Origin of the sequence: Pseudomonas sp. R4-34-07, from assembly GCF_003852375.1 — a bacterium.
Lineage (GTDB): Bacteria > Pseudomonadota > Gammaproteobacteria > Pseudomonadales > Pseudomonadaceae > Aquipseudomonas.
Genome location: NZ_CP027760.1, coordinates 5,689,923 through 5,705,583, shown reverse-complemented (window position 1 = coordinate 5,705,583; position 15,661 = coordinate 5,689,923). Strand labels below are relative to the sequence as shown.

16 protein-coding genes are annotated in these 15,661 nt (G+C 60.9%); 10 read left to right on the top strand and 6 right to left on the bottom strand.

Annotated elements, in window-relative coordinates; translation table 11 throughout:
* Position 1 precedes the first annotated feature (1 nt).
* Positions 2-415, top strand: a complete 414-nt coding sequence (gene rnk, locus C4J85_RS26405) for a nucleoside diphosphate kinase regulator (protein ID WP_124364940.1) — start codon at positions 2-4, stop codon at positions 413-415.
* Here rnk and C4J85_RS26400 read toward each other — a convergent pair.
* The 3 genes from C4J85_RS26400 to C4J85_RS26390 all read right to left on the bottom strand — a co-directional run bounded on the left by C4J85_RS26400 (position 412) and on the right by C4J85_RS26390 (position 4,058).
* A complete protein-coding gene (locus tag C4J85_RS26400; protein ID WP_124411064.1) occupies positions 412-3,252 on the bottom strand; it encodes a class I adenylate cyclase in 2,841 nt (946 codons plus the stop codon). The two genes, rnk and C4J85_RS26400, sit on opposite strands and share 4 nt — an antisense overlap.
* 169 nt (positions 3,253-3,421) lie before the next feature.
* Complete coding sequence (locus C4J85_RS26395) at positions 3,422-3,676, bottom strand: TIGR02647 family protein (RefSeq protein WP_003195403.1); 255 nt, start codon at positions 3,674-3,676, stop codon at positions 3,422-3,424.
* A 97-nt stretch (positions 3,677-3,773) separates the two neighbouring features.
* Complete coding sequence (locus C4J85_RS26390; RefSeq protein WP_124364938.1) at positions 3,774-4,058, bottom strand: hypothetical protein; 285 nt, start codon at positions 4,056-4,058, stop codon at positions 3,774-3,776.
* 126 nt (positions 4,059-4,184) lie between these two features.
* Here C4J85_RS26390 and C4J85_RS26385 point away from each other — a divergent pair, with 126 nt between their 5' ends.
* Positions 4,185-4,844, top strand: a complete 660-nt coding sequence (locus C4J85_RS26385; protein WP_124411063.1) for a glutathione S-transferase family protein — start codon at positions 4,185-4,187, stop codon at positions 4,842-4,844.
* 39 nt (positions 4,845-4,883) lie between these two features.
* Here C4J85_RS26385 and argH read toward each other — a convergent pair whose 3' ends face one another.
* The gene (argH, locus tag C4J85_RS26380; RefSeq protein ID WP_124411062.1) at positions 4,884-6,278 is read right to left on the bottom strand and encodes an argininosuccinate lyase; all 1,395 of its coding nucleotides are present in this window, start codon (positions 6,276-6,278) and stop codon (positions 4,884-4,886) included.
* Between the two features lie 503 nt (positions 6,279-6,781).
* On the opposite strand from argH, the gene C4J85_RS26375 reads away from it, so the two are divergent.
* The 7 genes from C4J85_RS26375 (at position 6,782) to rsd (ending at position 13,170) form a co-directional block, all read left to right on the top strand.
* Positions 6,782-7,528, top strand: coding sequence for a LytTR family DNA-binding domain-containing protein (locus tag C4J85_RS26375; protein ID WP_124411061.1), 747 nt, complete (start codon positions 6,782-6,784; stop codon positions 7,526-7,528).
* A gap of 138 nt (positions 7,529-7,666) precedes the next feature.
* Positions 7,667-8,608 (top strand): hydroxymethylbilane synthase, encoded by a 942-nt coding sequence (gene hemC, locus C4J85_RS26370; RefSeq protein WP_124364934.1) that lies wholly within the window; start codon positions 7,667-7,669, stop codon positions 8,606-8,608.
* Positions 8,605-9,363 carry a uroporphyrinogen-III synthase gene (locus C4J85_RS27820; RefSeq protein WP_256657843.1) on the top strand — a complete coding sequence of 253 codons (759 nt, stop codon included), beginning with the start codon at positions 8,605-8,607 and terminating at the stop codon, positions 9,361-9,363. Before hemC ends, C4J85_RS27820 begins: the two co-directional genes overlap by 4 nt.
* 18 nt (positions 9,364-9,381) lie before the next feature.
* A complete protein-coding gene (locus C4J85_RS27815; RefSeq protein WP_256657842.1) occupies positions 9,382-10,497 on the top strand; it encodes a uroporphyrinogen-III C-methyltransferase in 1,116 nt (371 codons plus the stop codon).
* Positions 10,498-10,502: 5 nt separating this feature from the next.
* Positions 10,503-11,744: a heme biosynthesis protein HemY gene (locus C4J85_RS26360; protein WP_124411060.1), complete on the top strand. Its 1,242-nt coding sequence runs from the start codon at positions 10,503-10,505 to the stop codon at positions 11,742-11,744.
* Between the two features lie 237 nt (positions 11,745-11,981).
* Positions 11,982-12,494, top strand: a complete 513-nt coding sequence (locus C4J85_RS26355; RefSeq protein WP_124368789.1) for a disulfide bond formation protein B — start codon at positions 11,982-11,984, stop codon at positions 12,492-12,494.
* Positions 12,495-12,711: 217 nt separating this feature from the next.
* Positions 12,712-13,170, top strand: coding sequence for a sigma D regulator (gene rsd, locus C4J85_RS26350; protein ID WP_124368788.1), 459 nt, complete (start codon positions 12,712-12,714; stop codon positions 13,168-13,170).
* Between the two features lie 52 nt (positions 13,171-13,222).
* Here rsd and C4J85_RS26345 read toward each other — a convergent pair whose 3' ends face one another.
* Positions 13,223-13,900: an FKBP-type peptidyl-prolyl cis-trans isomerase gene (locus C4J85_RS26345; protein WP_124411059.1), complete on the bottom strand. Its 678-nt coding sequence runs from the start codon at positions 13,898-13,900 to the stop codon at positions 13,223-13,225.
* Positions 13,901-14,091: 191 nt separating this feature from the next.
* On the opposite strand from C4J85_RS26345, the gene C4J85_RS26340 reads away from it, so the two are divergent.
* The gene (locus tag C4J85_RS26340) at positions 14,092-15,192 is read left to right on the top strand and encodes an AlgP family protein (protein WP_124411058.1); all 1,101 of its coding nucleotides are present in this window, start codon (positions 14,092-14,094) and stop codon (positions 15,190-15,192) included.
* Here the strand turns inward: C4J85_RS26340 and C4J85_RS26335 are convergent.
* Positions 15,189-15,653, bottom strand: a complete 465-nt coding sequence (locus C4J85_RS26335) for a TIGR02444 family protein (RefSeq protein WP_177413576.1) — start codon at positions 15,651-15,653, stop codon at positions 15,189-15,191. The genes C4J85_RS26340 and C4J85_RS26335 overlap by 4 nt on opposite strands.
* Between the last annotated feature and the right edge of the window lie 8 nt (positions 15,654-15,661).

Here is a 15,661-nt window from a genome sequence, read left to right as displayed (position 1 = left end):
CATGACCACCGCACCGTCCATCATTCTCACCCGTCTTGACGTGCAGCGTCTGGAGCAACTGATCGACCGCTTGGGCGACGAGTTTCCCGGCGTCGAAGCGTTGCAGGCCGAACTCGACCGCGCCGAAGACGTGGTTGGTCACGATGAAGTGCCTGCAACTGTCGTGACCATGAACTCCAGCGTGCATTGCCGTGAACAAGGCAGTGGCAAGGACTATCACCTGACCCTGGTTTACCCCAAGGACGCGAACGCCGACGAAGGCAAGATCTCGATCCTGGCGCCGGTCGGCAGTGCTTTGCTCGGCCTGCAAGTGGGCCAGCACATCGATTGGCCTGCACCGGGCGGCAAGACCCTCAAGCTTGAATTGCTGAGTGTCGAAGGCCAGCCCAAAGACGGCGGCGCCTTCCCGCTTTAAATCTGGCTCAGGGCTTCATTGAGCGCGAGCTCCAGCTCGGCCTTGTAGCGCAGGTACAGATTGCTCGGGCTTTGCACGTCGCCGAGCAGGCCCGACAGATCGAGGTCGGTGATGTAGCAACGGTAACGCTCGGGTTCCCGGCGTTGCCCGATGATCTCCCGGGCGACCACCGCAAACAGCTGGTCGCCAAACTCCATTTCGGAAAATTCCCGCTGATTGCAGTACAGCGTGACACCCACCTGGCCGGGCGCCGCCTTGCCGATAATCGCCTGCACGTCATAAAACGGCTTGTTGGCCGGGTGTTGCGGCGCCGGCCTTGGTTCGACAACGCGTGCGCGGGCGCTGCCCGATGGCAACAGTTGGTAGTACAGCGTTTGTACTTCGCCCAGCGGCTGTTGGGTGTCCAGCGGTGACAGCGCTTCGCGGCGATAGATGATCGACAGCAGGAACCGCTGCAGCGGTGCCAACAGGCTCTGTTCATCATGAAACGGCAAGCGCTGCTGCCAGAGCGCGTTGAATTCGTCGAGCACATACAGTTCGGCGAAGCCTTCATTGACCCGGTAGAACACTTGTATGCAATCGGCCTGGCCCATGGGCAGCAGCAGCGCCAGGTCGTGGTCTTCCAGCGCCATGGCGTCCAGGTGCCACGGGCTGTAGCTGGCCAGCTCTTCGCTGAGGTAGGCGACCAAGGCGTCCTGGGTCGGCAGTGACACGTGGGTGGCCTGGCCGGGAATCAGTTCCATGACGTGATAGTGCTGCTGCACCTGGAGCAGGTAGCGGTGGTTGCTTTGGCCGAGCAGCAGATGCTGTGCGGTGTCGAATATTTCTTCGACGCGCTGGGCAATGAACTGCGCTCGGTTGTGACAGAAACAGCGCACCCGCAACCGCGGCAAATGAGCCGGCGGCAGTTGGTTGAGGTAGTCGCGCAGGCAGTCGAGCAGCGCATGGGGCCCGTCGTAGCGGCTGACCATCACCTCGTTCCAGCTATTGAGCGTGACCTGGTCCAGGGTCAGTACCAGGTTTTCACGCACGCCGGCGTAACTCAGGGAGTCGGTGCGCTCGGTGGTCATCAGAATGTTCAGGTCGCGGTGATGCTTGAGTGGGTCGACGCCGACGTTGATCAGCAACAGCACTTCTTCCGGTACCGCCGAACGCAACAGGCGCGCCTCATCGACGCTGGCCAGGGGCAGGGCGATGGTCTGTTGCAGGCTGCCCAGCAGGTTGAACAACTCGAACTCGGTCATGTCGCTGGCGCCTGGGTGCAGCGCCAGGCGCGTGCTGCTGTCGATCACACCGTTGCGATGGCACCAGGTGAGCATTTCAAGCAGGTCGCGGCTGCGTTTGATCGGCGCGAAGTGCTCCCATTCCAGAGCCGTGAGGTTGCCGTTATACAGGCCCCAGTGGTGCTGGCCCGGCTCCTTGCGGTTAGGGGAGTGCACCAGGGTCAGGGTGTCTTCGGCCAGGTCCGGGGCAATCCCGGGGTTGATGAACTCGACCTTGCCGGCCTTGCGCTCAAAGGCTGCGTACAAGCGCCGGCCCAGCACATTGAGGTCGCGCTTGTTGATCAGGCTGACGGTCTGTTCCGTACGGGCGAACTGGGTGAGGAAGCGGTAGCTGTAGTTCAGCTCGTTGACCAGGGCACGGCGCTCGGAAGCGACCTGACGCACCTTCCATTGGCTGCGGCTGTCCAGCAGGGCCAGTTGGCGCTGGTCCCAACCCCACTCATCGGCCAGGCGCTCCAGTAGCAGTCGTTGCCAACTGGCGGTTCGCTGGCCGGCGCTGAGCTTGCGATTGACCTTCAGGTACAGGCTGCGCCGTACCAGTTCCAGACGCTCGGGTTCATTGCGGGCCTTGAGGTATTCCTCGATGCGGCGGTAGACCACGATGTACGGGTCCAGCTCGTCCAGGTCCAGCTGATTGGCAAACACCGCGCGCTTGAAGCGCAGGCTCAGGCAGTGCACGTTGGGATGTTCGCTGGCGTAGACCTCGGTCAGCAGCAGCTTGAGCACCGATTTATAGGGCGACTCGATGCCCTTGAACAGTTGCCACAGCCCGGCGCCGATGAATTCCCCTGGAGGAATGCGCGCCAGATGGCCGAGGTCGAGGGTTTCGTCGGCGCGAATGAAGCGTTTGGAGATCAGCGTGTGGGTGAACTCGGCGTAACGGCTTTCTTCGTATACCGGGACCAGCCACCAGATCGGCGTGCGCCCGGCCAGCCAGATGGCGGTGCGGTAGAACTCGTCCAGCAGCAAATAGTGTTGGGTGGTGCCGCAATCGTCGGAACTCAGTTGGGTGTCCCGTTCACCGAGCACAAAGCGCGTCGGTTCGATCAGAAAGAAATGCGCCTCGGCGCCCATGGTCTGGGCCCAGGCTTCCAGCAGCTGGCACTTCTTGCGCAGCTCGGCCAGCTCGTTTTCATTCAGGTCCGGAGCGTGACACACCCACACGTCCATATCGCTCTGATCCGCCTGGGCCAACGTGCCCAGGCTGCCCATCAGGAACAGGCCGTGGATCGGGCGGGGCGGGTTGCCATGGCGCGGCTTGTAGGAGAACGAACGGGTCAGGCGCTGGGCTTCGGCCAGGGCCTGGGCATCGGGTTCGAAGTTCGAAAGCCCGGCCGGTGTGCCGCTGGAGACATAGCCCGGCAGCAAAGGGTGATTAACGTGGAAAAACAGCGGCAACAACGTCAGCACGCTTTGTTGGCGCGGGGTCAGCCCTTCAACGGCCCGGGCCATGCGGCCTTCATTGAGGGCCATGAAACGCGCGCGCAATTGGGTCAGCACCTTACGGTCGATGCCTTCGTCCAGGTCGGGGCGGATTTCATGGGTGCGGGTCATGTCGAATTCGGTGGCTCGCAGGGCCCGACGTGGGCGGCCGTGTAGGAGTTTACAGACAGTAGCGTAGGAGGTTTAGAGGGAAATGGCGGTTGGCGCTAGAATTTTGCACCTTGCACAGCAACGCCCGTGGAATCCGCAGCGGGGCGGACTCCATGGGCGGGATCAGGTGTCAGGCGGCTTCTTTGGTGGAGGCGGTGGTCAAGATAGTCAGCAAGGTCTGCGCTTGCTCGGCGGCGTCCCGGCCAAGGCTGGTCAGATAGCCTCCATCCGGTTGGTCGATAAGCCCTTTCGCATGGAGACGCTTGGCAGCGGCGATGGCAGTGGGGGCGGCGGTCTGATGGACTTTCAGACCTTCCTTGGTGCTGTCCAGGGGAAAGAGTACGAGGATTTCCAGTTCGGCAACCAACTCAGGGGTATACGACATAAGGACTCCAGACTTTCTAAAATTTATTAGAGGCTAGCAGGCCATAAGGTGAACGCACTTTGCCGAACTGTCCAGCGTGTTGCTGCGCGGCCGAGGGTTATTGTTTTTCCGGCGGCAACTCAGGCAATGCTCGCAGCGCTGTTTCATACCACTGGGTATCAAAAGCGCGGTCTTCGTCCAGCATCGCATCGATCTCGAAGGCCAGCACATGGGCCATGAGATTCAGAATCTCTTCGCGCTCATATCCGACCAGCGTCAGTTTGTTGAACGTGGCCTTGGCCGCTGGCGGGTTGTCGCTTTCGATCTGGTTTTCAATCGCTTCGATCAGCGTGTTTTCGGTGAATTCTTCTTCGTCATTGTCGATATCGGTCGGCTCGCTCATGGCAGGCTCCTCAAGGAAAGGGCGCCAGTCTAACTCCATTCAGGCGGGTGATGCTGCTGGTCAGGCCGTGCCTCAGCGTCTATAACGCTTGCAGCCAACCCCACACCCGGCCTGGAGGCGTTCGCAATGCTCAAGCTCTACGGTTTTTCGGTCAGCAACTACTACAACATGGTCAAGCTGGCGCTGATGGAGAAAGGCCTGCCTTTCGAAGAGGTGCCTTTTTATGCAGGACAAACGCCTGAAGCCCTGGCGGTAAGCCCACGAGGCAAAGTGCCGGTGCTCGGCGTCAAGCAAGGCTTCATCAATGAAACCAGCGTGATCCTCGAATACATCGAGCAGACTCAGGAAGGGCCTGCGCTGCTGCCGGCCGAGCCGTTCCAGCGCGCCCAGGTGCTGGCGTTGTGCAGGGAGATCGAGTTGTACATTGAATTGCCCGCACGGGCGTGCTTCGCCGAGGCGTTCTTTGGCATGCATGTGCCGGAGGCGATCAAGGAGAAAGCCCGAGCTGAATTGTTGCTTGGCGTCGGTACGTTAGGCCGGCACGGCAAGTTCGCGCCTTATGTGGCGGGGGAGCGCTTCACGATTGCCGATCTGTATTTCATGTACAGCATGAACCTCGCCTGTGCCGTGGGCGAGAAACTGTTTGGGCTGGATTTGCTGGCTGATATGCCAGCGGCCAAGGCGCTGCTGGAGCGTTTGAATGCGATGCCCAATGCGCAAAAGGTCGAGGCGGACCGGCAGGCGGCAATGCCTGGGTTTATGGCGATGATTGCGGCTAAAAAGTGATCAAGTGTGGGAGGGGACAAGCCCCCTCCCACATTTTATTCAGCGGCTGGCGAGCAGGGCCTGGCCGCGTACCACTGCTGCCTTCACCTGCGCCGGCGCGGTGCCGCCTATGTGATTACGGGCATTCACCGAGCCTTCCAGGGTCAGCACGGCGAACACGTCCTGCTCGATCTGGTCGCTGAACTGGCGCAATTCTTCCAGGCTCATTTCAGCCAGGTCCTTGCCGGTGTCCACTCCGTATTTCACGGCATGGCCCACGATTTCATGGCAGTCACGGAACGGCAGGCCACGCCGCACCAGGTAGTCGGCCAGGTCGGTCGCGGTGGAGAAACCCCGCAAGGCTGCTTCGCGCATGATGGCGTGCTTGGGCTTGATCGCCGGGATCATGTCGGCAAACGCACGCAGTGAGTCGCGCAGGGTGTCGGCGGCGTCGAACAGCGGCTCCTTGTCTTCCTGGTTGTCCTTGTTGTAAGCCAGCGGCTGGCCTTTCATCAGGGTCAGCAGGCCCATCAGTGCGCCGAATACGCGGCCGCTCTTGCCACGCACCAGCTCGGGCACGTCGGGGTTTTTCTTTTGCGGCATGATCGAACTGCCGGTGCAGAAACGGTCCGGCAGGTCGATGAACTGGAATTGCGCGCTGGTCCACAGCACCAGCTCTTCGGAGAAGCGCGACAGGTGCATCATCGCGATGCTCGCGGCGGCGCAGAATTCGATGGCGAAATCACGGTCCGACACACCGTCCAGGGAGTTGCCGCCGACGGCGTCGAAACCCAGCAGCTGCGCGGTGTACTCACGGTCGATCGGGTAGGTGGTGCCCGCCAGCGCGGCGCTGCCCAACGGCATGCGGTTGGTGCGCTTGCGGCAATCCACCAGGCGCTCGTAATCGCGGCTGAGCATTTCGAACCAGGCCAGCAGGTGGTGGCCAAAGGTCACGGGCTGAGCGGTCTGCAGGTGAGTGAAGCCGGGCATGATGGCGTCCGATTCACGCTCGGCCTGTTCCAGCAAACCTTTCTGCAAGCGGGTGATTTCAGCCAGGATCAAGTCGATTTCATCGCGCAGCCACAGGCGGATATCGGTGGCCACCTGGTCGTTCCGACTGCGACCGGTGTGCAGCTTTTTGCCGGTCACACCGATGCGATCGGTGAGGCGAGCCTCGATGTTCATGTGCACGTCTTCCAGGTCGACGCGCCAGTCGAACGTACCGGCTTCGATCTCGCCACGGATGGTGGTCAGGCCATCGATGATGCTGTCGCGTTCGGCATCGGTCAGTACGCCGACCTTGGCCAGCATCGTGGCATGGGCGATGGAGCCCATGATGTCGTGGCGGTACAGGCGCTGGTCGAAGGTGACGGAGGCGGTGAAGCGCGCGACGAAGGCGTCGACGGGTTCACTGAAGCGGCCGCCCCAGGACTGGTTGGTCTTGTCGGTGCTCATGGATTCGCTCGTGATCTGCTTAAAAGAGGCGTGGAGGTGTGCCGCCGATAATAACAGGGTTGTCCGCAGACGCGGTGCTGTGGGCGGACGGCAATTTTATTTGTGCAAAGGATGGCTAAGTGCCTTGCCGCCGACCGCGTCCGGGACGAGACTGGGAGCAGGTTCTTATTGAAACGATATTTGACGATTGAGCAATATCGTCTCAGCGAGCGTCTACAGTTGGACTGAGAGTGTGTGAATGCACCAAAGTCGGGTCATGCGGTCAGAGCCCAGACTATCCATTAAAAAAGGGGGATATTCGGATTGTGTATCAGCAAACCCTACGACGCTGCGCGAATGCAGCGGGTCTTGGGCGCTATTGAACAGGTCCGGGTAAATTTGGGTGCCGCTCCCAGGGCACTTTTTGCCGCTCGCGCTAGTCTTAGCGTGGATCGCTGTGACGCAAGTCACCGCACCTGTCTACGCTATCCTTGTGCGAGACTCACGCAGGAATCCAGCGCTATATGAATGTCCTGATCGTTGATGACGAACCCCAAGCCCGCGAGCGACTGAGCCGTCTGGTCAGTGAACTCGAGGGTTATACAGTCCTTGAGCCGAGCGCCACCAGCGGCGAGGAGGCGTTGACGTTGATCGACAGCCTCAAGCCGGATGTGGTGTTGCTCGATATCCGTATGCCGGGCCTCGATGGTCTGCAAGTTGCCGCCCGCCTGAGCGAACGCGAGTCGCCCCCTGCGGTGGTGTTATGCGCGGCCGAGGAAGAGTTTTCTGCACAGACGCTGGAAGACAGCGGTGTCAGTTTTCTCGTCAAACCGGTGACTGGCGAAGCATTGCTCAAGGCCTTGAAGAAAGCCGAGCGCCCCAGCCGTGTTCAGCTCGCAGCCCTGACCCAGCCTGCCGCCCAGAGTGGTAACGGCCCCCGCAGCCATATCAGTGCACGCACCCGCAAGGGCATCGAGCTGATTCCCCTCGCTCAGGTGGTTTATTTTATCGCCGACCATAAATACGTGACCTTGCGCCACGAAGCCGGCGAAGTGTTGCTCGATGAGCCGCTCAAAGCCCTGGAAGATGAATTCGGCGACCGCTTCGTGCGTATCCATCGCAATGCGCTGGTGGCCCGTGAGCGTATCGAACGCTTGCAACGCACGCCTCTGGGGCACTTTCAGCTGTTCCTCAAGGGGCTCAATGGCGATGCCTTGATCGTCAGTCGGCGCCATGTCGCCGGCGTGCGCAAGATGATGCAGCAGCTTTAACCCAGAGGCCCTGGCGAGCTGCGCAGTCCTTATCCCGGTGCGACGCGGCCAGGGAGGCCCCGCACTTGCTGATTCAAATCAAAGCGTATTTGCCTGAGCTGTTATTATCTGCCGTATCTATTCAGTACGGATTGATCCATGTCTTCTCGCGAAATCCGCATCGCCACCCGTAAAAGTGCCCTGGCCTTATGGCAGGCCGAATACGTCAAAGCACGCCTTGAGCAGGCCCACCCTGGCCTCAGGGTGACCCTGGTCCCCATGGTCAGTCGCGGCGATAAATTGCTGGACTCGCCACTGTCGAAAATTGGCGGCAAGGGCTTGTTCGTCAAGGAACTGGAAACCGCGCTGCTGGAGAACGAAGCCGACATCGCCGTGCATTCGATGAAAGACGTGCCCATGGACTTCCCTGAAGGCCTGGGCCTTTTTTGCATCTGTGAGCGCGAAGACCCCCGCGACGCCTTTGTTTCCAACACCTATGCCTCCCTGGATGACTTGCCCCTGGGCAGCATCGTGGGCACCTCCAGCCTGCGTCGCCAGGCCCAGTTGCTGACCCGTCGCCCCGACCTGCAGATCCGCTTTCTGCGCGGCAACGTCAACACGCGCCTGGCCAAGTTGGATGCGGGTGAGTACGACGCGATCATCCTCGCAGCGGCTGGCCTGATCCGCCTGGGTTTCGAAGACCGCATCACCCATGCAATCAGCGTAGAGGACAGCTTGCCCGCTGGAGGGCAGGGTGCAGTCGGCGTTGAATGTCGCACCGCCGACAGCGAAATTCATGCACTGCTCAAACCGCTTGATCACGCGGACACCGAGGTTCGCGTCACCGCCGAGCGTGCCCTGAACAAGCACCTCAACGGTGGCTGCCAGGTACCGATCGCCTGCTATGCCGTGCTCGAAGGTGAGAACCTGTGGCTGCGTGGCCTGGTCGGGGACCCGGACGGCGGCACGCTGCTGACCGCGCAAGTGCGCGGCCCGCAACGTGAGGCCACGGCCCTGGGCATCCAGGTCGCCGAGGAATTGCTGAGCAAGGGCGCTGGCGCCATTCTGCAAAAAGTCTACGGCGAGGCCGGCCCGCAGTGACCCCGTGGCGATTGCTGCTCACACGGCCTGCCGAAGAATCGGCGGCCTTGGCGGCGACATTGGCCGATGCGGGTGTTTTCAGCAGCCAGCTGCCCTTGCTGGAGATCGAAGCCTTGCCGGTCACGCCTGAACAACGGGCAGTCTTCGGGGCGCTGCAGCGCTACTGCGCGGTGATCGTGGTGAGCAAGCCGGCGGCGCGTCTTGCCCTGCAACAATTGAGCGCGCCCTGGCCGCGACTGCCGTGGTTCAGTGTCGGTGCTGCTACTGCACAGATACTGGCCGAGCAGGGTCTGGACGTGCACTATCCGCCAACGGGTGACGACAGCGAGGCCTTGCTTCAATTGCCGGCGTTGCGCGAGGCTATCGCACTTCCTGGTGCCAGGGTGTTGATCCTGCGCGGCGAGGGCGGTCGGGAGCTGCTCGCGGAGCGTTTACGCGAGCGAGGTGTTAGTGTCGACTATCTGGAATTGTATCGCCGTTTGCTTGCGGCCTACGACCCGGGCGCACTGACGCAGCGCATCCAGTTGGAACGCTTGAACGGCGTGGTGGTCAGCAGTGGGCAAGGTTTTTTACACTTGCAGGCCGTGGCCGGCTCCGATTGGCCTGAGGTGGCGCAGCTGCCGTTGTTCGTGCCCAGCCCGCGCGTCTACGAGATGGCGCGGGCCGCTGGCGCAGAAAAAGTTGTGGATTGTCGCGGCGCGAGTGCTGCGGCTTTGTTAGTGGCGTTAGGGAGTCATCCCGTTCCCACTCTCTGATACGCAAAGGACGGATACGTGAGCGAAACAGCCTTGCCTAAAGATGAAGCTCAGCCCGCGCTCGATGCGCCGGTCGGAACGCCGGTCGCCGCGCCACGCCGTGGCAATGGCCTGGCAGTCGTCGCTCTGCTGCTTGGCGCTGCGGGCGTTGCCGCCGGCGGCTGGGGAATCTGGCAGGTCCGTGCCCTGCAAGCCAGCAGCCAGCAGCAACTGGGTCAGGTACAGACCCTGGATGAGCAATCCCAGAGCCTCAAGCAGAGCCAGCAACAGTTGGCCGCCCGCTTGGCGCAGTTGCCCGGTGCCGATGAGCTGGAAGAGCGCCGACGCCTGGTCGCACAGTTGCAGGGTGACCAGCAGCGCCTGAACCAGCGCCTGGAAACCGTACTGGGTGCCAGCCGCAAGGATTGGCGCCTGGCCGAGGCCGAGCATCTGATTCGTCTGGCCAGCTTGCGTCTGTCGGCCTTGCAGGACATCAACAGCGCTCAGTCGCTGGTCCAGGGTGCCGACGAGATTCTGCGTGAGCAGAGCGACCCCGGCGCGTTCGCGGCGCGCGAGCAACTGGCCAAGAGCCTGGCGGCTTTGCGCAGCACCGAACAGCCGGACCGCACCGGGTTGTACCTGCAGTTGGCCGCATTGCGCGACCAAGTGGTGCAACTGGCGGCGATCGCCCCGGAGTATCAACTCACGGAGCCCGCTTCCCAGGGCCGCCCAACCAGCGATACGGGCAATCAATTGAGCCAATGGTGGGAGCAGATATCCCGTTATTTCCGTATCGACTTCAATCCCGATGACAACATTCGTCCGCTTCTGGCGGGCCAAGGGTTGAATCAGGTGCGCCTGGCCCTGAGCCTGGCGCTGGAGCAAGCGCAGTGGGCAGCACTCAACGGCGAATCGGCGGTGTATAGCCGGTCGCTGGGTGAAGCGCGCAGCGTACTGCAGGATAACTTCAACCAGGACAACCCGCAGAGCAAGGCGATGCTGGCGCGTATCGCCGAGCTCGAGCCCAAGGCCGTGTCGGTGGTGACGCCTGACCTGGCCGCGAGCCTCGCGGCTGTGCAGGCGTACCTTGAGCGTCGTCATCTGTCTGCCGACGAAGCCAAGGCTTCGGCTGCCAAGCCTGCGGCCCAGGAGTAGAACCGATGAAGCGTTTCTATGTGATCCTGGTGCTGGCAATTGCGATCGCCCTGGCGTTGGCCGTGGGTATTTCGAAACACACCGGCTACGTGCTGATTACCTATCCTCATGTGCTGCATTACGAATCGAGCCTGTGGGCCACCTTGGTGGCGGTGTTTGCCATAGGCCTGGCGATCTATCTGATTCGCGTCCTGCTGAGCCTGGTCACTGCCTCGGGTGGCGTGGTCAACCCCTGGTCGCGGCGCAATCGCAGCCGCCGTGTGCAGATTGCAATCGAGCAAGGCCAGATGGACCTGGCCGAAGGCCGCTGGGCCAGTGCCGAACGCCACCTGCACCGCGCTGCGGAAGCGGAGCGCCAACCACTACTGTATTACCTTGGTGCGGCGCGTGCGGCCAATGAGCTGGGACGTTATGCAGAGTCGGATGGTTTGCTGGAGCGTGCGCTGGCTCGCCAGCCCCAGGCGGAACTGGCCGTTGCCTTGAGCCATGCGCAATTGCAGATGGACCGTGGTGATACTGAAGGTGCCCTGGTCACCCTGCAGGCGATGCATGAGCGCCATCCTCACAATGCCCAGGTCCTGCGACAGCTGCAGCGGCTGCACCAGCAGCGCGGTGATTGGTCGGCGGTGATTCGCCTGTTGCCTGAACTGCGTAAGGACAAGGTGCTGCCGGCCAGTGAACTGGCCGAACTGGAGCGCCGGGCCTGGGGAGAAAACCTCAGCCTGGCCGCACACCGTGAGGAGCCGGGCGAGGCCGGCTTGCGGTCTCTTGATCGCGCCTGGGAGCAACTGACTTCAGCCCAGCGTCAGGAGCCGCAACTGGTGTTGGCGTATGCTGACCAACTGCGTCGACTGGGCGCGGACGCCAAGGCCGAGGAAGCACTGCGCGGTGCGCTCAAGCGCAATTATGACAGCCATCTTATTCGGCTCTACGGCCTGCTGCGCGGCAGCGACCCGGCCCGTCAGTTGAAGTTTGCCGAAGGCTGGCTGAAGGATCATCCGGGCGATGCCAGCCTGTTGCTGACGCTGGGCCGTCTGTGCCTGCAGAACAGCTTGTGGGGTAAGGCACGTGATTATCTGGAAAGCAGCCTGCAGGTGCAGCGCAATCCCGAAGCCTGCGCCGAATTGGCCCGCCTGCTGGCCCAACTGGGTGATACCGAGCGCAGCAACCAGCTGTTCCAGGAAGGCTTGGGGTTACTCGACAATCGTCTGCTGGCCTCACCGTTGCCAGCCCCCGCCCGAGCTTGAAGTAGGAAAGGACCAATCGGTTGGCTCAGACGGATCCAGAAGCCAATCCCATAACCCTATGTAAACATTCGGCTTAAGTGGGCTCGTAACCAATTCTTACGTCTTGAAGGGCGATTTCCTCAGTGTGCTGGCGGGATCTCCCTGTGTTTTAGCGGAATTGTCTGCTCCAAGGCGTATTGAAAGGGGTCGGGCCTTTCCTCTACCGTAGCGACCTATCTCTTGCGGTGCGGATAAACAATGTCTTTGGCCCCCTTACGCTCCTTGTTTTTCCTGGCGTTCATGGCCGGTGCGCTGACGTTGGGCGTGTCTTTCTATCTGGAATATGGCGCACTGTTGCAGCCATGCTTTTTGTGCCAGGTGCAACGGTTGTTGCTCGCCGCCTTTGTACTGATCAACCTGATCGCGGCCCTTCATAACCCTGGCCGCTCCGGCGTGTATGTGTATGGGCTGGCGAGCATGGGATGTGCGGCTTTTGGCGCCGTCACCGCCGGGCGCCAGGTGCTGCTGCAGAACACTGCGTCGGACCAAATGCCGAAGTGCTGGCCAACCCTTGATTACATGATTGAAAACCTGTCGTTTTGGCAGGCTGCTCGGTCAGTCTTCAAGGGTACTGTCGATTGCGTCGAAATCAATTGGACGCTATTTGACCTCAGCCTGCCGGAGTGGAGTCTGTTGTTTTTCGTGGCGATGCTGATTCTGGGTGCCACGCCGCTTTCTCGCTTGTTGCTCAGTCGGCGTTATCTAGCGTAAAGCGAGGAAAATACGGTTCATGTCGTAGGACGGGATTAAACGCTTGTATGAACTTTCTCTCCTGCGTACCTTGAAGCCATAGTGATGCGGGCATAATCTGGCCCGCACGCGTTATCGAAACCGCTTGTCAGACGTGGCCTTGTCCGGCCGCCGCTTTAACCTTGAAGTGTTGCACGGGCACACGGCAGCAGCGTCCCCATAGGGAAGAGAGATCATCATGCTGGAAAGTTGTCAGAATGCTCAGGAACGCTGGGGTGGGGTGCATAAGCTGATCGACAGCTGGTTGAAAGCACGCCACGAACTGGTTCGGGCCTTTGATGCGCTCGGTGCCAAGCCAGAGGCACTGGCCGAGAAGCGCGAGCCGCTGCAAGATTTCTGCGCAGTGCTGGTGGATTATGTGTCTGCAGGTCATTTCGGCGTCTACGAGCAACTGACCAAGGAGGCAGAAGCGTTCGACGATCAGCGTGGCCTGAAGTTGGCAGAGACCCTTTACCCGCGCATCGATGTCATCACCGAAAAGCTGCTGGCGTTCACTGACCTGTGCGATGCGGGGAAGTGTGTTGCTGAAAAATTCAAGGAGCTGGGCGCTCTGTTGCATGAGCGCTTCGAACTGGAAGATTGCCTGATTGAAGTGCTGCACAACGCTCACAAAGAAGAGCCAGCTACACCGGCATGAAGCGTTGAGAGGCAATTAAAAACGGTGCGCATGTCGCACCGTTTTTTATGGGCTAGTGGCGAGTCCCGAGCAATTCGATTTCGAAGACCAGAGGGGTGTAGGGTGGGATCAATTCGCCTGCGCCGTCCGCGCCATAGGCTTGGGCCGAGGGAATGACCAGGCGCCATTTCGCGCCTACCGGCATCTGTTGCAATGCGCTGCTCCAGCCACTGATCACGCTGTCCAGGCGAAACCATTGGGGCAGTGCGCTCTGATCGAACACGCTTCCATCGGGCAGTCGACCCACGTATTTCACCTGCACTTCATCAGTTGCCAACGGCTTGTTGCCGGTGCCCGGCGTCAACTCGGTGAGCAGGATACCGTCCGCCAATTCGCGCACACCCTTTGCAGCTTTTTCCTTCGATAAAAATTGCTGTTCGGCAGCGAGTGCTTTTTCGCTCTGCGGCACTTGGGCGTCGGTGGCGTTCTGTGCCTCATGCTGAGCAAGAATTTGTTCGATGCGGGTGTCATCCAGTGCCAATGGTTTGCCTTGGTAGGCTTGTTTGAGACCGTCGACCAGGGCTTGGATCTGCAAGTCGGGCACCTCCTGGCGCAGACGCTCACCGAGGCTGGCGCCCAGGCTGTAGGCGAGGTCGTGCTGGTCTTGAGTAGCGGTTTTTGGCGGCGATTGCTCGCTCGCATCGGCGCTGAAAATCGCCAGGCCAAGCACTAGGAAAAGGTAACGCAACATGGGTGTTCTCCGCCGAAAGTGCGACGGATTATGCCAGCGTGAGTGGCTGAGCAGTGGGGTGGTTTTCTGTTATATCGATAAGAATTTTCCTACGTTGCAACGCAACGCAAACGATACTGTCAACATGGCCTAGCGGCGGTAAGAGCAGAGGGCTAGTATGAGCCGCACCCACGTCAGCCAGGAGGTAAACCATGTCGGCCAAACAGAAGCCTGTAAATACCCCGTTGCACTTACTCCAACAATTGTCGGGCAGCTTGCTCGAACATCTGGAAAGCGCTTGTTCCCAGGCCTTGGCCGATGCAGAAAAACTGCTCGCCAAACTGGAAAAACAACGCGGCAAAGCGCAAGAAAAGCTGCACAAATCCCGCACCAAATTGCAAGACGCCGCCACTGCCGGTAAAGCCAAGGCACAAGCCAAGGCCAAAGACGCAGTTAACGAACTTGAGGACCTGCTGGACGCCCTCAAGGACCGTCAAACCGAAACCCGCACCTACATTTCCCAGCTCAAAAAAGACGCTCAGGAAAGCCTGAAACTGGCCCAGGGCATTGGTCGTGTGAAAGAAGCCGTCTCCAAGGCCCTTGGCGCGCGTACGCCGGCAAAAGCCGTCACCGCCAGCGCGGCCAAAAAGCCAGCCAGCAAAGCTGTTGCAGCGAAGGCGCCGGCTAAAATTGCCGCCAAGCCAGCTGCTAAAACTGCTGCTGCGAAACCAGCCACCAAGCCAGTTGCCAAAACCGCTGCTGCGAAACCAGCCGCCAAGCCAGCTGCCAAAACCGCTGCTGCGAAACCAGCCGCCAAGCCAGCTGCCAAAACTGCTGCTGCGAAACCAGCCGCCAAGCCAGCTGCCAAAACTGCTGCTGCGAAACCAGCCGCCAAGCCAGTTGCCAAAACTGCTGCTGCGAAACCAGCCGCCAAGCCAGCTGCCAAAACTGCTGCTGCGAAACCAGCCGCCAAGCCAGCTGCCAAAACTGCTGCTGCGAAACCAGCCGCCAAGCCAGCCGCTAAAACCGCTGCTGCGAAACCAGCCGCCAAGCCAGCTGCCAAAACCGCTGCTGCGAAACCAGCCGCCAAGCCAGCCGCTAAAACCGCTGCTGCGAAACCAGCCGCCAAGCCAGCCGCTAAAACCGCCGCTGCCAAACCAGCCACCAAGCCAGCTGCTAAAACCACTGCTGCCAAGCCAGCAACTCCTGCGGCACCTGCCGCTACTCCGGCAACGTCCTCCGCTCCAACCGCATCGGCCAGCAGCACCTCTGCACCGGTAGCGCCAAGCACCACCCCAACCAGCGCTTCCTAAGTGCGGGTGACCCCAACGCGCAGCTGCTGCAGCGCGTTGTGGTCAAGGTCGGCGGCTTCGCTTGCCAGGTCTTCAAGCCATTCGTATTGCCCTTTCCCCTCGTTGGTCGGCCATGTCTTCGCCAGCGCTTCCAGGCGTGTCAGTAATGCTCGCTCGGCCTCCAGTTCCAATGCTTTGACCTGACGCCGTAATTCAGCCAACTGCGCATCCTGCTGTGCCAGCGCCCGCCATTGCACGCGGACTTCGCGCAAGGGGTCGACGACACGCGTGCGCCATGGCCGCGCAAGCTGCTGCAGCGCCACCACGCGTTCGGGCAACCGCGCCACACCCCGTCGCTCCAGCCACGCACCACACAGCAACAGGCACACATCCGCGCCTTGCGCCTGCAACCGCAGGCAAGCAGCCTCCACGCCGGGGCGGGCGTAAGTCGAGAGGGCAAAGCTCCACAGGTCAGCGCACATATTCACAC